The 23,399-nt window shown below is 72.5% G+C and carries 18 protein-coding genes; 8 read left to right on the top strand and 10 right to left on the bottom strand.

Annotated features, from left to right (window positions below; genetic code table 11):
* Nucleotides 1-10: 10 nt before the first annotated feature.
* The 7 genes from OG510_RS22765 to OG510_RS22795 all read right to left on the bottom strand — a co-directional run bounded on the left by OG510_RS22765 (nucleotide 11) and on the right by OG510_RS22795 (nucleotide 9,648).
* Complete coding sequence (locus tag OG510_RS22765; RefSeq protein ID WP_406139155.1) at nucleotides 11-2,326, bottom strand: arylsulfatase; 2,316 nt, start codon at nucleotides 2,324-2,326, stop codon at nucleotides 11-13.
* 127 nt (nucleotides 2,327-2,453) lie between these two features.
* Complete coding sequence (locus OG510_RS22770) at nucleotides 2,454-4,400, bottom strand: dipeptide ABC transporter ATP-binding protein (RefSeq protein ID WP_406139157.1); 1,947 nt, start codon at nucleotides 4,398-4,400, stop codon at nucleotides 2,454-2,456.
* On the bottom strand, nucleotides 4,397-5,374 hold the full coding sequence (locus OG510_RS22775) for an ABC transporter permease (protein WP_406139159.1): 978 nt from the start codon (nucleotides 5,372-5,374) through the stop codon (nucleotides 4,397-4,399). The genes OG510_RS22770 and OG510_RS22775 overlap by 4 nt, the downstream gene beginning before the upstream one ends.
* 5 nt (nucleotides 5,375-5,379) lie before the next feature.
* Entirely contained in the window at nucleotides 5,380-6,324 is a 945-nt protein-coding gene (locus OG510_RS22780; protein WP_406139160.1) for an ABC transporter permease, read from the bottom strand.
* Between the two features lies 1 nt (nucleotide 6,325).
* A complete protein-coding gene (locus OG510_RS22785) occupies nucleotides 6,326-7,918 on the bottom strand; it encodes an ABC transporter substrate-binding protein (protein WP_406139161.1) in 1,593 nt (530 codons plus the stop codon).
* A gap of 351 nt (nucleotides 7,919-8,269) precedes the next feature.
* Nucleotides 8,270-8,341, bottom strand: a complete 72-nt coding sequence (locus OG510_RS22790; RefSeq protein WP_401970791.1) for a putative leader peptide — start codon at nucleotides 8,339-8,341, stop codon at nucleotides 8,270-8,272.
* Between the two features lie 101 nt (nucleotides 8,342-8,442).
* Nucleotides 8,443-9,648, bottom strand: a complete 1,206-nt coding sequence (locus tag OG510_RS22795; RefSeq protein WP_406139163.1) for an ROK family protein — start codon at nucleotides 9,646-9,648, stop codon at nucleotides 8,443-8,445.
* 606 nt (nucleotides 9,649-10,254) lie between these two features.
* Here OG510_RS22795 and OG510_RS22800 point away from each other — a divergent pair.
* The 3 genes from OG510_RS22800 to OG510_RS22810 all read left to right on the top strand — a co-directional run bounded on the left by OG510_RS22800 (nucleotide 10,255) and on the right by OG510_RS22810 (nucleotide 13,681).
* A complete protein-coding gene (locus OG510_RS22800) occupies nucleotides 10,255-11,316 on the top strand; it encodes a TauD/TfdA dioxygenase family protein (RefSeq protein WP_406139164.1) in 1,062 nt (353 codons plus the stop codon).
* Nucleotides 11,313-12,731, top strand: a complete 1,419-nt coding sequence (locus OG510_RS22805; protein ID WP_406139165.1) for a sulfatase-like hydrolase/transferase — start codon at nucleotides 11,313-11,315, stop codon at nucleotides 12,729-12,731. The genes OG510_RS22800 and OG510_RS22805 overlap by 4 nt, the downstream gene beginning before the upstream one ends.
* 164 nt (nucleotides 12,732-12,895) lie before the next feature.
* On the top strand, nucleotides 12,896-13,681 hold the full coding sequence (locus tag OG510_RS22810) for an SAM-dependent methyltransferase (protein WP_406139167.1): 786 nt from the start codon (nucleotides 12,896-12,898) through the stop codon (nucleotides 13,679-13,681).
* Here OG510_RS22810 and OG510_RS22815 read toward each other — a convergent pair.
* Entirely contained in the window at nucleotides 13,654-14,160 is a 507-nt protein-coding gene (locus tag OG510_RS22815; RefSeq protein WP_406139168.1) for a GNAT family N-acetyltransferase, read from the bottom strand. The two genes, OG510_RS22810 and OG510_RS22815, sit on opposite strands and share 28 nt — an antisense overlap.
* A gap of 63 nt (nucleotides 14,161-14,223) precedes the next feature.
* On the opposite strand from OG510_RS22815, the gene OG510_RS22820 reads away from it, so the two are divergent.
* Nucleotides 14,224-15,027, top strand: coding sequence for an exodeoxyribonuclease III (locus tag OG510_RS22820; protein WP_406139170.1), 804 nt, complete (start codon nucleotides 14,224-14,226; stop codon nucleotides 15,025-15,027).
* Between the two features lie 79 nt (nucleotides 15,028-15,106).
* Here the strand turns inward: OG510_RS22820 and OG510_RS22825 are convergent, their stop codons facing one another.
* Complete coding sequence (locus OG510_RS22825) at nucleotides 15,107-15,805, bottom strand: MerR family transcriptional regulator (RefSeq protein ID WP_406139172.1); 699 nt, start codon at nucleotides 15,803-15,805, stop codon at nucleotides 15,107-15,109.
* 129 nt (nucleotides 15,806-15,934) lie between these two features.
* Here OG510_RS22825 and OG510_RS22830 point away from each other — a divergent pair, with 129 nt between their 5' ends.
* The 4 genes from OG510_RS22830 to OG510_RS22845 all read left to right on the top strand — a co-directional run bounded on the left by OG510_RS22830 (nucleotide 15,935) and on the right by OG510_RS22845 (nucleotide 19,541).
* Nucleotides 15,935-17,473, top strand: coding sequence for a flavin-containing monooxygenase (locus OG510_RS22830; protein ID WP_406139174.1), 1,539 nt, complete (start codon nucleotides 15,935-15,937; stop codon nucleotides 17,471-17,473).
* Nucleotides 17,470-18,384 (top strand): alpha/beta fold hydrolase, encoded by a 915-nt coding sequence (locus OG510_RS22835; protein ID WP_406139175.1) that lies wholly within the window; start codon nucleotides 17,470-17,472, stop codon nucleotides 18,382-18,384. Before OG510_RS22830 ends, OG510_RS22835 begins: the two co-directional genes overlap by 4 nt.
* Entirely contained in the window at nucleotides 18,381-19,262 is an 882-nt protein-coding gene (locus OG510_RS22840; RefSeq protein WP_406139177.1) for an SDR family oxidoreductase, read from the top strand. The genes OG510_RS22835 and OG510_RS22840 overlap by 4 nt, the downstream gene beginning before the upstream one ends.
* A 99-nt stretch (nucleotides 19,263-19,361) precedes the next feature.
* On the top strand, nucleotides 19,362-19,541 hold the full coding sequence (locus OG510_RS22845) for a hypothetical protein (protein ID WP_406139178.1): 180 nt from the start codon (nucleotides 19,362-19,364) through the stop codon (nucleotides 19,539-19,541).
* Between the two features lie 254 nt (nucleotides 19,542-19,795).
* On the opposite strand, the gene OG510_RS22850 is transcribed toward OG510_RS22845, so the two are convergent.
* On the bottom strand, nucleotides 19,796-23,263 hold the full coding sequence (locus OG510_RS22850; RefSeq protein ID WP_406139179.1) for a S41 family peptidase: 3,468 nt from the start codon (nucleotides 23,261-23,263) through the stop codon (nucleotides 19,796-19,798).
* Between the last annotated feature and the right edge of the window lie 136 nt (nucleotides 23,264-23,399).

Here is a 23,399-nt window from a genome sequence, read left to right on the forward strand (position 1 = left end):
GCCCGTGGTCCTACTCGAATGCGGCCGCCGCCTCCTTCAGTGCCGCGGCCACCGCCTCCGGGGAGTCCGGTCCCGGTTCTCCCGGGTGGTAGGTCACCGAGCGGAGCCGGCCGCGGTGGCGGAAGGCGCCGTGGCGTTCGTACAGCGGCCAGGAGACCGGGGACTTGCGGTCCAGGCCCACGCTGATGCCCTGGAACGGGGCCATGCCGATGAGCTGGTGGACGCTGGGCGGTGCGGCCCGTCGTTCGCCGTCGACGCTCACCGTGAACGCCCAGCGCAGGCCCGGCTCGGCCCGTGCCGCCAGCACGATCAGGTGCTCGCCCGGGCCCGTGGGGCCGGCGTCGGTCTCGTGCAGCACGCCGTACTCGTTGTACGCGAAGTGGAGCCGGCCGTCCTCCACGTACAGGCTGTAGCCGCCGCCCTGGTCGCCGTGCGAGACCAGCACCCCGTCGCCCGCCTCGTCGACCGCCACGGTGATCTCGAAGGAGCGCAGCGCGGTCAGCCGCGACGACCGGTAGCGCTCCAGTTCCGGGGTGCCGGGCAGCAGGGTCAGCGGGCGCGAGAGCCGGCGCTCCGCCGGGTTGCGGCGGGCGAGTGCGCCGCTGCCGTCGGGCAGCGGGAAGACTCCGTTGCGCCGGGCCGCGGTCTCCCAGGCCGCCGACAGTTCCTTGACGAGGGCGGGCCGGTCCGCGGCCAGGTCGTGGATCTCGGTCGGGTCGGTCCTGATGTCGTACAGTGCCCACTCGCTGTCGTCGTAGGGCGTGCCGGGGCGGTGCAGGGTGACGAGTTTGTGGCCGTCGCGGTAGTAGCTGCGGTTGCCCGTCATCTCGCAGTACTGCTCGGGGTGGGTGGACCGGTGCTCCGCGTCGGCGAGTACGGGGGTGAAGCCGACCCCGTCCTCCTCCTGGACCGGGGCGCCGCGGCGCTCGGCCGGCCGCTCGACGCCGGCCAGCCGCAGCAGGGTCGGGGCGACGTCGGTGACGTACTGGTACTGGGTGCGCAGCCCGGGGGTGAGCCGGCCCTCGCGGGCGCCCCGCGGCCACGACAGCAGGAACGGCACCCGCACCCCGCCGGCGTAGGTGTGCCCCTTGTACAGGCGGAACGGGGTGTTGGACGCCATGCCCCAGCCGCGCGGGTAGTGCACCAGGCTGCGCGGGCCGCCGATCAGGCCGGGGTCGCGGTCGACGTCCGGGGTCCAGTCGCCGGGCAGCGCGGGGTGGTGGACGAAGCGGCTGAAGTAGGAGCGGGTGCCCTCGGCGCCGCCCTCGCCGGTGCCGCCGTTGTCGGAGGTGAAGACGATGATGGTGTTGTCGAGTTCGCCGAGGGCTTCGAGGGTGTCGGTGAGCCGGCCCAGGTTCTGGTCGATGTTGTCGACGAGCGCCGCGTACACCTCCATATAGCGGGCGTAGAGCTTCTGTTGCTCGTCGGTGAGGTCGGACCAGGCGGGGACGTCGAGTCCGGCCTCGCTGTTGCGCTCGGGCAGTTCGGTGCCGGGCGGGAAGAGACCGGCGGCGAGCTGTGCGGCGAAGCGCCGCTCGCGCAGGACGTCCCAGCCCTCGTCGTAGCGGCCCCGGTGGCGGGCGATGTCCTCCTCCTTGGCCTGGAGCGGGCCGTGGACGGCGTTGTGCGCCAGATAGAGGAGGAACGGTTTGTCGGGGTCGTGGGCCCGCAGCGACTTCACCATGGAGATGGCCTGGTCGGTGATGTCGTCGGTGTAGTAGTAGCCGTCGGGGAACTCGTCGATGTCCAGCGGGCTGTTGTCGCGGACCAGTTGGTGCGGGTGGAAGAGGCTGGTGAGGCCCTCCAGCACGCCGTAGTACTGGTCGAAGCCCTTGCGCAGCGGCCAGTTGTTCCGGTCGTCCGCCGCGTTGGACGCCGAGTCGCGGACCAGATGCCATTTGCCGACGGCGTACGTGGCGTAGCCGGAGTCGTGGAGCAGTTCGGCGAGGGTGGGGATGTCGTCGGCGATCTCCATGCCGTAGCCGGGGAAGCCGGGGTCGGAGTTGGCGACCATCGCATAGCCGACCCGGTGCGGGTTGAGGCCGGTGAGCAGCGCGGCGCGGGCCGGTGAACACAGCGGCATGGTGTGGTAGTTGGTCAGCTGTACGCCCTCGTCGGCCAGGGACGTGAGGGTGGGCGTGGCGATCTCGGAGCCGAAGGGGGCGATGTCGCTGTAGCCCATGTCGTCGACGAGGACGACCACGATGTTCGGGGCCTTCTCCGGCGGGGTGGCGCGCGGGGGCCAGGCCGGCTCCGATGCGGCGAAGGTACGGCCGATCCGGCCGGGGAAGCCGTCGTACGGGTCGCGTCGGGTCGTGGTGCTCATGGGCGTGTGGACTCCGTCGTCGTGGGTCGGGGAGAGGCGTGGGGCCGGGGAGAGGAATGCGGCCGGGCAGGGGTGCTCGGCCGGGCAGTGGCAGTGGTGCGGTCCGGGGCGCGGGGTGGTGGCGCGGTCATGCCGGGACCTCGCTGCGCCGCGCGTGCTCCCCCAGGGGTACGGGATCGGGCGCCGCCGCCAGCAGCGCCCGGGTGTACGGGTCGCGGGGGCGCTCGCAGATCTCGTCGGCGCTGCCGCTCTCCACGATCCGCCCCTGGTGCATCACCGCGATGCGGTGGCTGACCTGCCTGACCACTCCGAGGTCGTGCGCGATGAAGACCAGGGCGAGGCCGAGGTCGCGCTGGAGGTCGGTGAGGAGGCCGACGATCTGCGCCTGTACGGACACGTCGAGCGCGGAGACGGGTTCGTCGCAGATGAGGACGGACGGTTCGGGGGCGAGCGCACGGGCGATGCCGATGCGCTGGCGCTGCCCGCCGGAGAACGCGCGGGGATAGCGGTCGGCCACCGCCGGGTCGAGTCCCGCCCTGCGCAGCAGTCCCGCGACCCGCCGCTCCCGTTCCTCCCGGTCGCCGATGCCGAAGGCGACGAGTGGCTCGGCCACGATCTGCCCGACCGTCATCCGGGGGTTGAGCGAGGCGTACGGGTCCTGGAAGACCATCTGGACCTGCCGGCGCACCGCGTGCAGCTCGCGGCGCGACGGCCGGGTGACGTCCGCACCGCGCAGCCGCAGGGTGCCGCCGTCCGCCGGGTGGGCGTGGGCCAGGACGCGGGCCAGCGTGGACTTCCCTGAGCCGGATTCGCCGACGATGCCGAGGGTCTCGCCGGCGGCGAGCGTCAGGGACACCCCGTCGAGCGCGGTGAAGCGGCGCCCACGGACCCCGCGCCCCTGGTACGTCTTGCGCAGTCCCTCGGCCTCCAGGACGGTCGCCCCCGGCGCGGGGCGGTCGATGCGGGCGGGCGCGGCGGGGGTGGTCAGGGGTTCGGTGCGACGGGCGGCGGGCGGGCAGGCGGCCCGTACCCCGCCCGGGAGCGGGGTGAGCGCCGGTGTCTGCGTACGGCAGCCGGCCTCGGCGAAGGCGCAGCGGTCGGCGAAGGCGCAGCCGTCCCCGAGCAGGGTGAGGTCGGGCGGGCTGCCGGGGATGCCGGTGAGCCGGGTGCCGGACGGGGCGGAGAGCCGGGGCACCGCGGCGAGGAGACCTGCGGTGTACGGGTGGCGGGGGCGGGCGAGCACCTCGGCGGTGGGGCCGTCCTCGACGACGGTGCCGCCGTACATGACGAGGACGCGGGCGCAGGCGCGGGCGACGACGCCCATGTTGTGCGTGATGAGGACCAGGGCGGTGCCGGTCTCCCGGTTGAGGTCGGCCAGCAGGGTCAGGATCTGGTCCTGGACGGTGGCGTCGAGGGCGGTCGTCGGTTCGTCGGCGAGCAGGATGTCGGGCTCGCCCGCCAGGGCCATCGCGATGAGGATGCGCTGGCGCTGGCCGCCGGAGAACTGGTGCGGGTGGTCGTCCGCGCGGCGGTGCGGTTCGGGGATGCCGACCCGGTCGAGGAGTTCGACGGTGCGGGCCCTGCGGGCGGCCCGGTCGCGGTTGCCGTGGGCGCGGAGCACCTCGTCGAGGTGGCGGCCGGCCGTCAGGACGGGGTTCAGCGCCGTCATCGGGTCCTGGAAGATCATGCCGATCCGGGCGCCGCGCACCGCGCGCAGTTCCCGCTGGGTCGCGGTGACCAGGTCCTGCCCGGCCAGCCGGACCGAGCCGGTGGTGATGCGGCCGGTGCCCGGCAGCATCCGGGTCAGGGCGAGCGCGGTGGTGGACTTCCCGGAGCCCGACTCGCCGACGACCGCGAGTGTCTCGCCGCGGCGCAGGTCGAAGGAGACATGCCGCACGGCGCGCAGGGCCGGTCCTTCGGGCGAGGTGAACTCGACGCCGAGATCGCGGACTTGGAGCAGGTCCTGGGCTGTCTGAGCTGTCTGGGCTTCCTGAGTTGCCTGAGCCGGCCGAGCTGCCTGGGCTGCCTGAACTTCTTGATTTTCTTGGGCTGCTTGGGCTTCCTGGGCCGTCATCGGCGTATCTCCCTGTTGAGCGCCTCGGCGATGAGTGAGAGCCCGAGGACGAGAGCGGTCACGGTGATCAGCGGACCTGCCGCGAAGGTGGGGGCCTGGGCGAGATAGGGCATGGCCTGGCTCAGTACGGCTCCGAGCGTGGGCGCGGGCGGCCGTACGCCCACCCCGAGGAAGCTCATCGCTCCCTCGATGAAGACGGCGACGCTCAGCGACACCGCGATCTGGACGATGAGCGGGTCGGCGGCGTTGGGCAGGATGTGCCGGACCAGCACCCGGCGGCCCGAACTGCCGCCGACCCGGGCGGCCGTGACGTACTCCTGCTCCCGCTGGACGAGGATGCTGCCGCGCAGCAGCCGCCCGAAGGCCGGGACCTCGGCGAGCGCGATGACGAGGATGACGGGGAGCCTGCCCGGGCCGAGGATCGCGGTGATCGCGAGGGCCAGGATCAGGCCGGGGAAGGCGAGGACGAGGTCGAAGACGCGCTGGACGACGGTGTCGGCGGCCGGGTGCGCCGCGGCGGCGAGGGCGAACAGGCAGCCGAGCACCGCGCCCCCGGGGACCGCGATCGCGATGATGCCGAGATCGGCCCGGATCCCGTACAGGACCCTGCTGAGCAGGTCGCGCCCCAGGTCGTCGGTGCCCAGCGGGTGGCCGGGTGTGCCGAGCCCGGCGAGGCTCTGGCCGCTCTGGTCGGTGGGCCCGTGCCCGGCGATGAGCGGGGCGAGCAGCCCGGCCAGGACGACGGCGCCGACCAGGACGAGACCGGTGCGGCCGCGGACGGTGGACAGCGCGCCGCGGTACGGATGACGGCTGCGGGCCGGACGGCGCGGGCTCGCGGGGGAGTGGCCTGCGGGGGAGTGGCCCGCGGGGCCGGTGGCGGAGTGGCCGGTGGCCGGCCCGGCGGAGAGGTCCGGGTCAGGCGGGAGACGCGGGCCGTTGGGGCCGGTCGGGTGGAGGTCGGCGGTTGAGCTCATGGCGGTTACTCCCACCTGATCCGGGGGTCGACCCAGGCGTACACGAGGTCGGTGAGCAGCTGGACGAGGACGAAGACGGCGACCAGGAGCAGCAGGAGGTCCTGGACGACCGGGTAGTCGCGGAGGGTGAGGCCCTGTTCGGCGAGCTGGCCGAGGCCCGGCCAGGCGAAGATCGCCTCGACGAGTACGGCTCCGCCGAGCAGTTGGCCGGTCTGCATGCCGAGCAGGGTGACCACGGGCGGCAGGGCGTTCGGCAGCGCGTGCCGCCACAGCAGCCGGCGCGGTGCGACCCCGGCCGCCCTTGCGGTACGGATGAAGTCCTCGGCGAGCGCGCGCTCGATGCCGTCCTCGAGGTAGCGGCCGAGTACGGCGGCGCTCGGCAGCGCCAGGCAGAGCGCGGGCAGCACGAGATACTGCACGGCGAGGTCGGGGGCGGTGAGGAAGGCGACCCGGCCGCCCGGGGGCAGCACGCGGAGGCTCACCGCGAAGAGCCACACGAGCAGCACCCCGCTGACGAACGGCGGCACGGCGAGCGCCGCGGTCGTCGTCACCCGCACCGCGCTGCGGATCCACCGGCTGCGCGCCGTGGCACCGAGCATGCCGAAGGCCGTACCGAGCACGATCACGAACAGCAGGGCGCCCAGGGTGAGTTCGGTGGTGGCGCCGAGGCCGTGGCCGATCAGGTCGGCGGTCCGGCCGCCGACCGCGTACGAAGGGCCGAGGTCCCCGGTGAGCAGGGAGCCGATCCAGTGCGCGTACTGGGAGAGCAGCGGCGCGTCGAGGCCGAGCCGGTCCCGGATCGCGGCGACGGTCGCCGCGTCCGCGTCGGGTCCGGCGAGCGTGGTCGCGGGGTCGCCGGGGACGAGCCGCAGGATGGTGAAGATCAGGAAGGAGGCGGTGACCAGGACGAGGAGGGCGGACGGCAGCCGCCGGATCAGATAGCTGCGCATGTCACACCAGGTAGGCGTGGTCGAGGTTCAGGTACGAGAACTTGTTCAGGGCGACGCCGTGCAGTCGGCGGGCGGCGACCTGGATCTGTCCGCGGACGACGAGGTCGATGATGAACGCCTCGTCGAGGAGGATGCCGGAGATCTCGTCGTGCAGGGCGTTCGCCCGCGCCGCGCTCGACTCCGGTTGTGTCCATGCCTCCCGCACCACGCGGGTGTAGTGCGCGGAGTGGTACTTGGAGGTGTTCTTGGCCTCGTTGAACGGATAGGCGCTCACGGCCAGCGTGGAGGGCTGGACCTGGGCGAAGCCGTGGTTCATGGTCCACAGGGCCGGCATGCCCTGGGAGATCAGCTTCTTCTGTGCGGTCGCCGAGTCGGTGGGCTGCAGCGTGACGTCGACGCCCACCTGCTTCAGGTCGTACTGGACGGCTTCGGCGATCGCCGTGTCGCTGGGCAGCGCGATGTGCAGCAGCGGCAGTTCGAGCCTCTTGTGTCCCGCGGACTTGAGCAGTTCGCGGGCCTTGCCGGGGTTGTGGGTGTAGTGGGTGCGGTGTGCCTCGGTGAAGGCGGGCGACGACTTGGGCCAGGGGGCGGCGGAGGCGAGACCGTACCCGCCGAGCGCCTGGTCGAGGAGGCGGTCGCGGTCGACGGCCCAGGCGATGGCCTGCCGGACCGTACGGTCGTCCAGCGGGGAGACCTTGGTGTTGACGCCGAGGTAGACCGCGCCGGCGCCGGTGTCGTAGTCGGTGATGCCGAGCTTCGGGTCGGCCTTGACGGTGCCCAGGCTCTTGCCGGGGACGTCGAAGGAGAGCTGGGACTGGCCGGAGCGCAGGGACGAACTCAGCGCGTCGGCCTGGGGTATCACCCGCACTTCCACCCGGTCGAGATAGGGCCGTCCCGGCAGCCAGTAGCCGTCGTACCGGGTCAGGCTCAGGCCGGATCCCGGGCTCCACTTCGTCAGCTCGAACGGGCCGGTGCCGATCAGCCTCTTGCCGGTGACGGCGTCGTCGACCGTGCCGGGATCAGTGATGATCATGAACTCGAAGAGGTCGAAGAGGTTGTTCACGCGGTGCGCGAGCTTCAGTACGAGTTCGTGGTCACCGCGCTTCTCGAAGCCGGTGATGGTGGCGGCGGTGCTGCGCAACTGGGCGGCGCGCACCGGGTTCTGCAGATTCTTCACCGCGAAGATCACGTCGTCGGCGGTGAACGTCCGGCCGTTGTGGAACGTGACGCCTTCGCGCAGCTTGACCGTGATGCTGCGGCCGTCCTTGGCGTACGTCCAGGAGGTGGCGAGTTCGGGCTGGGGCGTGAGGTGGTCGTCGTACCGGGTCAGGGTGTTGTAGATCAGCCGGTGCTGGAGGGCCTGGTTGCTCTGCGAGAAGAGCAGGCCGGGGGTGAAGTCGCTGTTGATGGCGACATCGAGGGTGCCGCCGCGCCGGGGCGCGGCACTGGCGCCCTGCGTCCCGGACGAGGCGTCCGAGACCGCGGAGCGGCAGCCCGAAAGACCCAGCCCCGTCAGCAGGGTGGCGCCGCCCGCGGCCCGCAGGGCGGTGCGGCGGGACGGCCCGGTGGGCATGGAGGGGTGGAGCTCGGTCATCGAAACCTGCCTGTGGCGGTGAGAGACAGTGAGGGGCGGGGCGCGCTGCGGCATTGCTTCCGCAGCGGTACGAAGTGGTTCCAGGCGCGCTTGCAGGGCCCGTACGCCGTGAGCCGTGACGCGTGAGCCGCGAGCCGTGAGGCGTAAGCCGTACGTCATGAGGCTCTGGCGCGAACGGGTTCGGGAATGAAGGGAGTTGCGCACACGGGTACGGGGGTGCGGAGGTACGGGGGTGCGGTGGTACGGGAGGTCCTGGCCCGGTGCCGGGACGGCCGGGAGCGTGACCGGGCCGGGCCGGGTCAGCGGTGGGTCACGGGCAGCCGGTACGGGCCCGTGGAGAGAGCGTCCGGGTCAGCCGCGCGGGGCACAGACCGCGCTGGCCTGCCGACAGAGGTCGACGTGCCTGCGGGAGATGAGGCGCATGTCCGGGTTCACGGGAGCAATATGGCAGTGGCTTCGCCGGGCGGTCAACACGGTCCGTCCGGATCCTGATACCGGGACCGGCTCAGGACCCGGCTGCGCGGCTACGCGCCGAAAGCCGCCAGAGGGCTTCTGAACAGCGGGTTCAGCAGAATCGTGCCGGCCGCCACGGGCAGAACCGCCGTTTCGGCATGTGGAATCACGATCCGTTCGGGGTCGGCGCAGACATGGGACAGGTCGACCGCCGCGCCCCGGATCTCCTCCAGGTACTCGGGGTTGACCAGGCTGGAGTTCTCGGTGATCACGACCAGATCGGGGTTGAGGACATCGAGCAGCAGGGCCGCGGCCCGGCCGACCGCGCGGGCCCTTTCGCGCAGCAGCCGGTCCGCGCGCCGGTCACCGGCCGCCGCCGCGTCCACCACCAGGAACACATCAGGCTCCGGGACGATCCCGCGCCGTACGGCGGTCAGCCCGACAGCCGTGTTGGAGGCCGTCGCGCCCAGACAGCCGGACCGCCCGCAGGGGCAGACGACCGTGGAATCGGGCACGGGCAGATGGGCGACATCACCCGCGCCCGACCCGGGCCCCTGGTGCACCACTCCGGCGATGCCGAGGGCCGCGTCGACCACATTGCCGACGAAGAGATGCACCAGGCTGCGGCGCGCCGCCGGCCGCCCGAAGAGGATCTCGGACTGGGCGATGGCACGCGCGTGATTGTCGATCCGTACGTGAAGTCCGCCCAGGTCACGGGCGAGTTCAGCGGCGAGCGGCCGCTGGTGCCAGCCCAGCGCCTGGTGCCGTACGACGGTCCCCGGCCCGGGATCCACCCACCCGCCGATGGCCGCGCCCACCCCCAGCAGACGGCGGCCCCCGGCGGTGTCGTCGAGGAACGCCCGCAGCCCCTGGCGGATCCGGCGCGGCAGCTCTCCTGGATCGATGCCGTCGTGCGGGAACGCCCGCCGGGCCAGCAACTGTCCGCGCAGGTCCAGCAGGCCGAACGTCGAACCGGGTACGCCGATGTGGACACCGCCCGCCACCGGGCCGCCCGGCTCCCCGGTGTGCAGGTCGACCGGGATCTGCGGTCTGCCGACACCGGTGCTCTCCGTGAGATCGGGCAACTCCCTTACCAGGCCCAGGCGGACGAGGTCGGTGCACTGGCGGGACACGGCGGCCGGGCTGAGGCCGGACAGCTCGGTGATGGTGCGGCGGGCGACGGGGCCGTGATCGAGCACGGCGCGCAGCACCGATGCGGCATTGGCCTCGCGGCGGCCGTCACCGGTCGCCCGGGAGATCCGGGGGGCGGCTGTCATGGGACTTCCTTCGTCCGGCGCCGCCGGGGCGGTCGCAACGTTACGGCGGCATGAAATCGCGCCGCTGTTTGGGGCCCGGTTCGCGACGGGGTGTGCGCACCTCGTACGGCTGGCTGAAAAGCCGCTGCTCAGAAGCGCTTTCAGGGTGCGGGGGCGGTGCGGCCCGAGGCCCCGCGCAGACGCCGATTCAACCACTCCCGCGCACCGTCCGGCAGGCGAAGGGCCCTTGACGCGGACGGAAGGGCGCTGGAAATCTCCGGGGCATGTTCGCGACGGCCGTTCCCGACGCGTGGCCCGCCCACGCCACCCGCCCCGCTGTGCGGGTGGCGTGTCCGGGCGGCTGTCGCTGTACCGCCGCCTGACCGGACGGCCCGGCCGTCCCGGCCGCGCCGCACCGTAACCAGTCGCACCGTCACCACGGGGCCCGTAACACGCAGGCCCGAAGGCCCGTGATCAACGTGGCCCCCGAAGGCTCGTCATCCCTCGTCGTCACTGACCACGTACGGCTCTCTCTTCTGTGCCGCCCCTGGCTCCGCCGCTCGGCCTTATTAATTCCTCTCCAAGATTAATCCCCGGATGATCTTGGCCTCCGAAGGGAATCCCGCCATGTCCTCGGCAACCACGTCCTCGGCAACCACCGCAGCCGCATCCGCCTCCGCCACCGGAAAGTCCGCCACCGGAAAGTCCGGCGCGGACGAGGTCACCGTCCAGAAGCTCGGCGGCCGTATCGGCGCCGTCATTTCCGGGGTACGCCTCGGAGGCGACCTCGACCCGGCGACCGTCACCGCCGTCCGGGACGCGCTGCTGGCCAACAAGGTCGTCTTCTTCCGTGGCCAGGACCACCTGGACGAGGACAGCCACGAGGCGTTCGGCCGCCTCCTCGGCACCCCGGTCGCACACCCCACCGTCCCGTCCGCCGACGGCCGTTACTCGCTCGGCATCGACTCCGACCACGGCGGCCGGGCCAACCAGTGGCACACCGACGTCACCTTCGTCCCCGCCTACCCGGCCTTCTCGATCCTGCGCGCCGTCGTCATCCCGCCGTACGGCGGCAACACCCTGTGGGCCAACACCGCAGCCGCCTACGCCGGGCTGCCCGAGCCGCTGCGCGCCCTCGCCGACACGCTGCGCGCCGTCCACTCCAACGACTACGACTATGTGGCCGTACGCCCCAACGCCCGGCCCGAGGCACTCGCGCAGTACCAGAAGGTGTTCACGTCGACGAAGTTCCTCACCGAGCACCCGGTGGTGCGCGTCCACCCCGAGACCGGCGAACGCGTCCTGCTCCTCGGCAACTTCGTGCAGCGCGTCAGCGGTCTGACCGGCCGGGACTCGCGCGCCCTCGTCGACCTGTTCCAGTCGCACATCGAGCGTCCGGAGAACACCGTGCGCTGGCAGTGGCAGACCGGTGACGTCGCCATCTGGGACAACCGCGCCACCCAGCACTACGGGGTCGACGACTCCGACGAGCACACGCGCAAGCTCCGCCGCGTCACCATCGACGGGGACGTCCCGGTCGGTGTCGACGGCCGCCCGTCCACCCTCATCAGCCCCGAGGAGGTGCCCGACCCGGCCTTCGGCATCGCATCAGGAGCATCAGGCGCATCAGGCGTGTCCGGGGCATCCGGCGCAGCCGGCGCCCGGGTGCCGGAGACGGCCGGCGCATGAGTGCCCCCGCCGGGGCGCCCCCGCAGGTGATCGTGGTCCTCACCGACCAGCAGCGCTGGGACACCACCGGCGTGCACGGCAACCCGGCGGGGGTGACACCCGAATTCGACCGCATCGCCCGCGAGGGGACGCTCTTCGAGCAGGCGATCACCCCCAACCCGGTCTGCGCACCGGCCCGTTCGGCGCTGCAGACCGGCCGCTACCCCACCGCGACGGGGGTGTTCCGCAACGGGCTTCCGCTCCCGCGGGACATCCCCACGCTCGCCGGTGAGTTCGCGGGGGCCGGTTACACGACCGGGTACATCGGCAAGTGGCATCTGGCGGGCGACGACTGCCCGGCGGGCCCGGTGCCGCCCGGCCGCCGTGGTGGCTACGGGGAATGGCTCGCTTCGGACCGGCTCGAATTCACCTCGGACGCCTACCGCACGGTGGTGTACGACGAGGACGGCGAGCCGGTCCGGCTGCCCGGCTACCGCTCGGACGCGCTGGTCGACGCGGCCATCCGGTTCGTCGCCGACCACCACGACCGCCCGTATCTGCTGTTCCTCTCCCTGCTGGAACCGCACCACCAGAACCCGACCGACGACTACCCCGCGCCCACCGGCTTCCGTGAGCGTTACGAGGGCGCCTGGCTGCCGCCCGACCTGGCCGCCCTCGGGCCCGGCGCCCCGCAGGGCGGCGCCCACCGGCACATCGCCGGGTATCTCGGCCAGATCAAACGGGTCGACGAGGGGGTGGGGCGGCTGCGCGACGCCCTGCGCAGCCTCGGGACCGAGGAGAACACGGTGCTGGCGTGGACCGCCGACCACGGCTCCCACTTCCGCACCCGCAACAGCGAGTACAAGCGCTCGGCCCACGAGGCGTCGGTCCGGGTGCCGCTCGCGCTGACCGGCCCCGGGTTCAGCGGCGGCGGACGGGTCAGGGAACCGGTCGGCACGGTGGACCTGATGCCGACGCTGCTGGCCGCCGCCGGCATCCCGGTGCCGGACGGTGTGCAGGGGCGCTCGCTGCAGCCGCTGACCGGTGGCGGCCGTGACCCCGGCCGCCCCGGCTCCGTGTTCGTGCAGATCAGCGAGGACCGGGTGGGCCGTGCGGTGCGTACGTCCCGCTGGAAGTACGCGGTCGACGCACCCGGCGCCGACGCCTGGAACGACCCGGGCGCCGACCGCTACACGGAGACCGAGCTGTACGACCTGGCGGCCGATCCGTACGAGCTGGACAACCTCGCGGGGCTCGACTCGCACCGGTCGGTCGCGGACGGGCTCCGGGACACCCTGCTGGGGTGGCTCGACCGGATCGAGGACGCGAAACCCGTGATCGAACGGGCCGCGCCCCGCCCGGCGGGCCAGCGCCGAGCGGAGCCGTTCCCGGCGGAAGTGCCGTGGGAGGGGGTGCGGTTCGGCCACCGGCCCTGAGGGTGCGGTGTGTGAGAGGGGCGCGGGGTGTGCGGCCCCGCGTCGCCTCTCCCTCCGGTGCCGGTACGCCCCTCCCGTCAGTGGGATGGCGCCGTCGTCGGGCCGCGACCGGCGGCCCCGACTACCGTGGAGGCTCAGTGATTCGAACATTCGAGGAGCGTTCCGTGACGGCCGGCAGTGACAAGCCTCTGATCGACACCAGCAGACCCCATCCGGCGCGCGTCTACGACTGGCTCCTGGGCGGCAAGGACAACTACCCCGTCGATCAACAGGTCGGCGAGAAGCTGCCGTTGGAGGCGCGCGGCAACGCGGCGCGCAACCGGGCCTTCATGCACCGTGCGGCCGGGTGGCTGGCGCGCAACGGGGTCGACCAGTTCCTCGACATCGGTACGGGCATTCCCACCGCGCCCAATCTGCACCAGGTGGTCCAGGCGGTCACGCCCGCCGCCCGGGTCGTCTACGCGGACAACGACCCGATCGTGCTGCGCCACGCGGAGGCCCTGCTGATCAGCAGCCCGGAGGGCGCGACCGACTACATCGACGCCGATGTGCGGGATCCGGAGTCGATTCTCGCCCGCGCCCGGGAACTGCTCGACTTCGAGCGGCCCGTCGCCCTGTCGCTCATCGCGCTGATGCACTTCCTGCCCGACGACCAGGACCCGTACGGCATCACCCGCGCCCTCGTCGACGCGCTGCCGTCCGGCAGCTGGCTGGTGCTCTCGCACGGCACGGCCGACCAGCATCCGGAGCTGGAGGACGAGACCAGGACGGCGTACCGCAACGGCGCCATCTCGCTGCGGATGCGCACCCTGGCGGAGGTGGAGCCGTTCTTCGCCGGGCTCGATCTCGTCCCGCCGGGGCTGGTGCCCGCGACCGAGTGGTACCAGGACGGGCCCGCGCCGGAGCAGGAGCGGAGCGGGTTCTACGTGGGGGTGGCCAGGAAGCCCTGAGCGAGCGGCTTGGCGAAGCAGCGGCTGCTCTCGTACTCCCGGTAGTGGCCGAATTTGGCGCAGGGTGTGTAGCCGCTCGACGTGTACAGCGCGATCGCCTCGGGCTGCTGGTCCCCGGTCTCCAGCACCATGCGGGTCCGGCCCGCCGCGCGGGCGCTCTCCTCCAGGGCGGCCAGGATCCGGCGGGCAAGACCCAGGCCGCGCGCCTCGCGCACCACGTACATCCGCTTCAGCTCGGCGTCCCCCGTCGCGTACCCCTCGGCGCCGGCCCCGTCCTGGTTGCGCCAGCCGCCGGTGGCCACCGGGCTGCCGTCCTCGTCGTACGCCAGCAGATAGAGCCCGGAGGGCGGGTCGAACATGGTGGCGTCGAGCGGGGTGATGTCGCCCTCGTCGCCGTAGCGCTCGATGTATTCGAGCTGGACCTGGTCGTTGAGCTTGACCGCGTCGGGATGGTCGTAACGGACCGGCCGGATATTCATGCGAAAGATGGTACATCTATGCGGCTGGAGTGTGCTCCGGGCCGGGGTCGGTAAAGTGCCTTGATGCTCACTGTGACAACCGTAAACGTGAACGGGCTGCGCGCCGCCGCCAAGAAGGGCTTCGTGGAGTGGCTGGCGCAGACCGACGCCGATGTGATCTGCCTCCAGGAGGTACGGGCCGAGCCCGGACAGCTGACCCCGGAGGTCCGCGAGCCGGACGGCTGGTTCACCGTGCACGCCCCGGCGGCGGCCAAGGGGCGCGCGGGCGTCTCGCTGTACGCCCGGCGTGAGCCGGAGCGGGTGCAGATCGGATTCGGCAGCGCGGAGTTCGACGGCAGTGGGCGGTACGCCGAGATCGACCTGCCCGGGGTGACGGTCGCGAGCCTCTATCTGCCGTCGGGCGAGGTCGGCACCGAGCGGCAGGACGAGAAGCTGCGGTTCATGGCGGAGTTCCTGCCGTATCTCCAGGGGCTCAGGGAGCGGGCGGCGGCCGACGGCCGCGAGGTCGTGGTCTGCGGCGACTGGAACATCGCCCACCAGGAGGCCGACCTCAAGAACTGGAAGGGCAACAAGAAGAACTCGGGCTTCCTGCCCGAGGAGCGCGAGTGGCTGACGCGCGTACTCGCCGGGGACGGCGGGGCCTACGTCGATGTGGTGCGGGAGCTGCACCCGGATGTGGCGGGCCCCTACTCGTGGTGGTCCTACCGGGGGCGGGCTTTTGACAATGACGCGGGGTGGCGCATCGATTACCAGATGGCGACCCCCGGTCTCGCCGCGAAGGCGGTCAAGGCGTGGGTCGAGCGCGCCGCCACGCACGACGAGCGGTGGAGCGACCACGCGCCGGTGACGGCGGCTTACGACCTGTAGGAACGGCCCCGGCCGGCGCTGACCGGCCGGGGCGGGGCGGCCGGGGCCGTGCGCGCCGGGGCGGGGGCGGCGGCCGGTGCTACTCCGCGTCCGTGCCGCTCTTCTCCGCCCGTATCCGGCGGTCCAGTGACATCGACAGCTCCGCCTCCACCACGTCCTTCGCCAGCGGCCGCACCCGCTCCATCGCGCTCGCGAAGCCCTCGTCCGGCAGATGGGTGTGGACCAGGGCGGAGAACAGCTCCGTGAGGGCCTCCGTGTGCTTGCGGACCTCGTGGCCCGCCGCGAGGACCGACGCGAGCGGGACCCCCTGGCGGACCAGGGCGGCCGACACGTCCAGCAGGCGGCGGCTGATGTGGATGATGTCGTCGCCGTCCGTGGCGAGATAGCCGAGGTCGAGGGCCGCCGCGAGGTTCTCGGCCGTCACCTCGCCCTCGAAGTAGTCGGCGAGCTGCTCAGGGGTGAGCCGGACCGGCTCCTCCTCCGTCCAGGCCGGCTGCTCGGTGCCGGCCAGGCCCAGCAGCCGCCCCACGTCCCTGCCGCTCTCGAAGGCCGTGGCGAGATCCGCGATGCCGCTGAGGGTGTGGCCGCGCTCCAGCAGGGCCGAGATCGTCCGCAGCCGGGCCAGGTGGTGCTCGTCGTACCAGGCGATGCGGCCCTCGCGGCGCGGTGGCGGGATCAGCTTGCGTTCGCGGTAGAAGCGCAGGGTGCGCACGGTGATCCCGGCCGCTTCGGCCAGCTCCTCCATGCGGTACTCGCGCCCCGTTGTTTCCTCTGCCACGCCGGAAGCCTATGCCGTACCGGCGCGAACTTTCCTTGCTCTGCCCCCTACCCATGAGTACGAAGCTGCTCTACTCTCCAACAGTGCCAGTGATTACTGGCAGAGTCGGGGCACTCGGGAGGCGGCAGCATGGCCGAGCACGAGCATGTACGCGTGGCGGTGATCGGATCCGGATTCGGTGGCCTGGGGGCCGCCGTCCGGCTGCGCCGCGAGGGGGTGACCGACTTCGTCGTCCTGGAGCGGGCCGGTTCCGTCGGCGGGACCTGGCGCGACAACAGCTATCCGGGGTGCGCCTGCGACGTGCCGTCCCACCTCTACTCGTTCTCCTTCGCGCCCAACCCCGACTGGCCGCGCACCTTCTCCGGCCAGCCGCACATCCGGGCCTATCTGGAGAACGTCGCCGACACCTTCGGGCTGCGGCCGCACATCCGCCTCGACCACGAGGTGCGGATGATGCGCTGGGACTCCGGCGAACTGCGCTGGGAGATCGAGACCACGCGGGGGACGCTGACCGCCGATGTGGTCGTCTCCGCCACCGGGCCGCTCTCCGACCCGAAGATGCCCGACATCCCCGGGCTCGACTCGTTCTCCGGTGAGGTCTTCCACTCCGCGCAGTGGGACCACGGAGCGGACCTGCGCGGCAAGCGCGTCGCGATGATCGGGACCGGGGCCTCCGCGATCCAGATCGTGCCCGCGATCCAGCCCGAAGCCGGCCGGCTCACCCTCTTCCAGCGCACCCCGCCGTGGGTGATGCCCCGTATGGACCGCGCCATAAGCGGCGCCGAGCGCTGGCTGCACGGCAAGGTGCCCTTCACCGCGGCCGCCCGCAGGCGGCTGCTGTGGAGCATACGAGAGCTGCAGGTCAGCGCCTTCACCAAGCACCCCAACGAACTCGGCCTGATCGAGTCCATAGGCAAGGCCAACATCGGCCGGTCGATCAAGGATCGGGCGCTGCGCGCCAAGCTGACGCCCTCGTACCGGATCGGGTGCAAGCGCATCCTGCTCTCCAGCACGTACTACCCGGCGCTCGCGCAGCCCAATGTGGACGTCGTGGCGTCCGGGCTCAAGGAGGTCAGGGGAAATACGCTGGTCGCGTCCGACGGCACCGAGACCGAGGCGGACGTGATCATCTTCGGCACCGGTTTCCATGTGACGGACATGCCGATCGCGGAGCGGGTGGTGGGCGCCGAAGGTGCCACGCTCGCCGAGGCGTGGAAGGACGGTATGCAGTCGCTGCGCGGCGCCACGGCGACCGGCTTCCCCAACTGGATGACGATCATCGGCCCGAACACCGGCCTCGGGAACTCGTCGATGATCCTGATGATCGAGTCCCAGCTGAGCTATCTCGCCGACTATCTGCGGCAGTTGAACGTCCTGGGCGGCCGTGTCGCGCTCGACCCGCGGCCGGCGGCGGTGGGCGCCTGGAACACCCGCGTCCAGGAGCGGATGAAGCGGACCGTCTGGAACACCGGCGGCTGCACCAGCTGGTACCTCGACGCCAACGGGCGCAACACCACGGTCTGGCCCGGCACCACCGCCGAGTTCCGCAAGGCCACCCGGGGGGTGGACCTCGGCGAGTACGACGTCGTACGGGCCGGGCCCGGCCGGCCCCTGGTGCGCCAGCGCACCGGCGACCACGACCGCGTCGCGGACCGGGAGTCGGTGTGAGCGGCGCCCGAGCGGTACGCGAACCGACCGCCGTATCCGCGGACGGCACGCGGATCCACACCGAGGTGCACGGGCCCGACGGCGCCCCCGCCGTGGTGCTCTCGCACGGCTGGACCTGCTCGGCCCGCTTCTGGGACGCCCAGATCGGCGCGCTCTCGGCGGATCACCGGGTGGTGGTGTACGACCAGCGCGGGCACGGGCGCACACCGGCGGCCGATTTGCGCGGGTACACCACGGACCTGCTGGCCGACGATCTGGAGGCGGTGCTCGCCGCCGCCCTCGCCCCCGGCGAGCGGGCCGTCCTGGCCGGCCACTCCATGGGCGGGATGACGATGATGGCCGCCGCGGGACGGCCCGGGTTCCGCGAGCACGCGGCGGCGGTCCTGCTGTGCAGTACGGGCAGCTCGCGGCTGATCGCCGAGTCGACGGTGCTGCCGCTGCGGCCCGGACGGCTGCGGACCCGGCTGACCGGCGCGGTCCTGGGGGCGCGCGCCCCGCTCGGCCCTGTCACACCCGCGTCGAAGCGGATCCTCAAGTACGCGACGATGGGCCCCGGTTCGGCCCCCGACCGGGTGGCCGCGTGCGCGCGCATCGTGCACGCCTGCCCCCGGGCGGCCCGGGTGGCCTGGTCGCGGGTGCTCGCCGGGCTCGATCTGGACGCGGGCGTACGGGAGTTGACCGTACCCACCACGGTGGTCGCGGGGACGGCCGACCGGCTCACCCCGGTCGCCCACGCCAGGGCGCTGGCCGCCGCGCTCCCGCACTGCACCGGCCTCACCGAGCTGACGGGCATCGGGCACATGACACCGGTGGAGGCCCCCGAAGCGGTCGGCGCGCTGCTGCGTGAACTGGCCGCCGCACACGTACCGGTCGAGCCGGCAGCCCGAGTGGACAAGGAGAAGGCCGTATGAGCAGGAACAGCCTGGAGGGCCAGGTCGCGGTCGTCACCGGGGCCGCACGCGGGGTCGGCGAACTGCTGGCCCGCAAACTCTCGGCGCGTGGCGCGAAGGTGGCGCTCGTCGGCCTGGAGCCGGACGAACTGAAGGCGGTGTCGGGGCGGCTGCACACCGAGAGCGCGCACTGGCACGCCGACGTCACCGACCATGTGGCGATGGCGGCCGTCGCGCAGGAGGTCAAGGCGCACTTCGGCAAGGTCGACATCGTCGTGGCCAACGCCGGGGTGGCGTCCGGCGGGCCCTTCACCGACTCGGACCCCGAGGCGTGGCGGCGGGTCATCGAGGTCAACCTGGTGGGCGGTGCGGTGACCGCGCGGGCGTTCCTGCCGGTGCTGGCGGAGAGCCGCGGGTACTTCCTGCAGATCGCGTCGCTGGCCGCGATCACGCCCGCGCCGATGATGTCCGCGTACTGCGCGTCCAAGTCGGGCGTCGAGGCGTTCGCGCACTGTCTGCGCGCCGAGGTCGGCTACAAGGGCGTACGGGTGGGCGTCGGTTATCTGTCCTGGACGGACACGGACATGGTGCGCGGCGCGGACGAGGACGACGTGATGCGGGAGCTGCGGCAGCGGCTGCCGTGGCCGGCGAACCGCACCTATCCGCTGGGCCCGGCCGTCGACCGGATCGTGGCCGGGATCGAGCGCCGGTCCTCGCATGTGTACGCGCAGTGGTGGCTGCGCGGGATGCAGTCCGTACGCGGGTATCTGCCCGCGCTGATCGGCACGGTCGGCCAGCGCGAGATGCGGCGCTTCGAACCGCGGCTCGCCGGGGTCGGGCGGGGGCTCGTGGGTGCGGGCGGGGCGGCGGACGAGAAGGCGCGTACGGAGCGTTACTGATCGAAATGCGCTGAATGTTCCACCGTGTCAGTCTGGTCGAGGCCGGAGGGCGCAGCTCTCCGGCCCTCACACTTCACACTTCACACGGGAGTGAACCTCATGGGTATGAAGGACCAGTTCAAGGACAAGGCGGAGCAGCTCGCCCAGCAGGGCAAGCAGTCGATGGGCGACGAGAAGGAGAAGGGCCGGGCTCCGGAGCGGTCTTCGCGGCCCGAGGACGAGGCGAAGGAGCGGGGCCAGGGGGCGGCGGACCGGGTCCGCGACCAGTTCGACTCCTGAAGCGGATCCAGCGAGAGGGCGCGTCTCCCCTGGCGGGGGGCGCGCCCTCTCGCTGTGCGGGCCGGTGTGCACGGGGGCGCTGCCCCCGGACCCCCCGGTCCTCAATCGCCGGACGGGCTTGGTTCTGCCGCCGACCGCCGCAAGAACCAGCCCGGCCGGCGTTTGAGGCCATCTTTCAAGCCCGTCCGGCGATTGAGGACATCGGTGACGGCGATGAGCGCGTCCCCGCAGGTGCGGGCGGCAAGCTCGGCCCCCTACCGTGGTGGCAGCCCGGGGCGTCGTTTGTCCGGGACCGCCGAGTAGTCCGGCGGTTCCGCCGCCGGCTTGGCGGCCAGCAGGTCGAGCGCCGTCCAGACCGCGTCGTCGAGTTGACCGTGCCGCCCCTCCGCCCAGTTCAGCGGCGTGCGCAGGGCCTCGATGTCCGGTTCGACGCCGTGGTTCTCGACCGACCAGCCGTACCCGTCGAACCAGGCCGCGTTCATCGGCACCGTGATCACCGTGCCGTCGCCCAGCCGGTGCCGGCCGGTCATGCCGACCACACCGCCCCAGGTCCGCTGGCCCACCACCGGGCCCAGCCCGAGCAGCCGGAACGCCGCCGTGATCATGTCGCCGTCGGACGAGGTGGCCTCGTCGGCGAGGGCGACCACCGGGCCGCGGGGCGCGTTCGACGCGTACGAGACGGGCTGGGCGTCACGGGTGAGGTCCCAGCCGAGGATCGTACGGGTGAGCTTCTCGACCACCAGCTCGCTGATGTGGCCGCCCGCGTTCCCCCGTACGTCCACGATCAGCGCCGGGCGTGACACCTCCAGGCGCAGATCCCGGTTGAACTGGGCCCAGCCCGAGCCGCCCATGTCGGGGATGTGCAGATAGCCGCACCGGCCGTCGCTCAACTCCCGTACGACAGCGCGCCGTTTGGCCACCCAGTCCTGGTAGCGCAGCGGGCGTTCGTCGATCAGCGGGACCACCGCGACCCGGCGGGAGCCGCCCGTGCGGCCCGCCGGATCGAACGTCAGCTCGACCGTGGTGCCGCCCGCCGCCGCGAGCAGCGGGTAGGGGCCCGTGAGCGGGTCGACCGCGCGGCCGTCGACATGGGTCAGTACGGCGCCCTCGCGGATGCCCGTACCGGCCAGCGGGGAGCGCGCCTTGGAGTCCGACGAGTCGCCGGGCAGGATCCGCTTGACCACCCACGCGCCGTCCCGGCACACCAGGTTCGCGCCGAGCAGGCCCATCACCCGCTGGTAGTGCGGCGGCCCCTCGTTGCGGCGGGCGGCCGTGACGTAGGCGTGCGAGGTGCCCAGTTCGCCCAGGACCTCGCGGAGCAGATCGGCGAACTCGTCGGGGGACGCGACCCGTTCGACCAGCGGGCGGTACTGCGCCAGGATCGCCGACCAGTCGATGCCGCACATCCGCGGCTCCCAGAAGTAGGCGCGGATGATGCGCCCCGCCTCGTCGTACGCCTGACGCCACTCCGATGGCGGGTCGACGTCGTGCAGGATGCGGCGCGGGTCGAGGAAGACCGTGGTGTCGTTGTCGCCGAGTTCGGTCGCGGGGACCGCGCGCAGCTCGCCGAGGTCCATGACGACCAGCCTGCTGCCGTCGCCGCTGACCTCGAACCAGTCCAGGTGGTCGACCAGTTCGGCCTTGCGGGCCCTGGCGATGGCGAAGTGTTCGAGGGTGGGGCGGCCCGAGAGGTCGGCCGGGTTCACGAACGTCTCGCCGAGGGCGCCCGAGATCGGCCAGCGCAGCCAGACGAGGCCGCCGCCGCTGACCGGGCAGAGCGAGGAGTACTTCGAAGCGGGCACCGGGAAGGGTGTGACCCGGCTCTCCAGACCCTCGATCTCGACCAGCACCTTGCTGCCGTCCGGGCTCTCGTCCCCCAGGTCGTCCACCGGGTCGAGGCCGCCCGCCGCGGGGCGGCCGTCGGGGGAGAGCGCGAAGGGCGAGGGCGTCGTGGAGGTCAGCGGCACCAGATACGGGCGGCAGCCCAGCGGGAACGACAGGTCGCCGGTGTGGACGTCGTACACCGGGTCGAAGCCGCGCCAGGAGAGGAAGGCCAGATAGCGGCCGTCGCTGGTGAAGACCGGGTTCTCGTCCTCGAAGCGGCCGTTGGTGACGTCGACGACGGTGGGTGCCATCGGTCCGGCGATCTTCGCCATCTTGATCTGCCGCAGGGAGCGGCCGATCCCGGGGTGCGACCAGGTCAGCCAGGTGCCGTCGGGTGAGAAGGCCAGATCGCGCACCGGGCCGTTGAGCGAGCGGATCAGCTCGGTGACCTCACCGGCGAGCTGCTGGTCCGTCACGGGACCGCTTGGCGCCGTCCCGCCCGCCGCCGCCCCGGCCGCCTTCTCGCCGTCCGCCGCCTCCCCGTCCGCCTCCGTTTCGGCCGCCTTCTCGCTGTCCGCCATTTCGGTGCCCGCAGCCTCCCCGTCCGCCGTCTCCCCGTCCGTCGCGGTGCCCAGGGCCTCGTCCGTTCCGTCGTCGGTGACCGTGAGCAGCAGCAGCCGCCCGTCGTGCGAGGCGATGGCCAGCCGTTCCCCCGCGGGGTCCGAGACCATCTCCTGGACACGGCCCAGCTCACCGGTGGCGTACCGCCGGGGCGGCCGGTCGCCGCTGGCGCGCGGCATGTACGCGATCTCGACGGCGTCCTCGCCCCCCGCGTCCGTGACGTACGCGATCCGGCCCGCGCTGCCGAGCATCTCGGGCAGCCGGACCCGTACCCCCGGGGTGTCGGTGATGGTGCGGGCGGGGCCGTCGCGGTGGGTGAGCCAGTACAGACTGCCGCGTACGGCGACCGCGCTCGCCCGGCCCGTCTCGTCCACGGACAGCCCGTCGACATGGGCGGACGCCGGGATCTGGTAGGCGCGCCGACCGGTGCGCGGGCTCCCGATGCGGACGTCCAGCCTGCGCGGCACCGCGCCCGGCGACAGGTCGTCGGCCAGCCAGATGTCGCCCGCGCACTGATAGACCACCCGGTGGCCGTCGGTGGAGGCGTTCCGTGCGTACCAGCTGTCGTGGTCGGTGTGGCGGCGCAGATCCGTGCCGTCCGGCAGACACGAGTAGAGGTTGCCGATGCCCTCGTGGTCGGAGAGGAAGGCGACCCGGCCCCCGACCAGCATCGGGCAGGACAGATGGCCGTCGATGCCGTCGAGCAGGCGCCGGCCGTGCAGCCAGAGGCGGCCGGTGGCGCCGCCGCGGTAGCGCTTCCAGGCGGCCGGCTCGTGCGGCGGCTTCCCGGTGAGCAGCAGCGTGCGGCGCTCACCGTCGATGTCACCGACCGCGATGTCGTGCACCGGGCCCCAGGGCAGCTTGGCGCCCGGCGAGCCGTCGGTGGCCACCGTGTAGGCCCAGCTGAAGTGCGAGAACGGCTGGTTGTGCGAGGCCACGGCCAGGATGTCGCCCTCCGGTGTCCAGCCGCGTACCCGGGTGTCGAGCGAGCCCCAGTACGTCAACCGCCGGGACGGCCCGCCCTGCACGGGGGCCAGATGGATCTCCGGGTCGAGGCTGCGCCAGGACGTGTACGCGATGTGCCTGCCGTCGGGGGAGAATCGCGGCTGGCCCACCCGGGTCCGGTCGGCGGTGAGCCGCCAGGCCCGGTCGGGGCGGCCGGCCCCGGCGCAGACGGGCGCGGCCCAGAGGTCGTCCTCGGTCACGAAACACAGCAGGTCGCCATGGAGGTTCGGGAAGCGGAGGTACGCGGTGTCTCCCGCATCGGCTTGGCTCACCCCCCAATGCTTTCCGCGCCTCGGATGCCCGGCAACTCGTGGCGCCGCCCCAGCGGTCACCCGCGCCCCTCGGACCGCCCGTGCGCCGGCCGGCCTTATGCCCGTCCGACAACCGTGACTGAGTCCACAAGCGAAA

This window comes from Streptomyces sp. NBC_01089 (assembly GCF_045162975.1).
Taxonomy (GTDB): domain Bacteria; phylum Actinomycetota; class Actinomycetes; order Streptomycetales; family Streptomycetaceae; genus Streptomyces.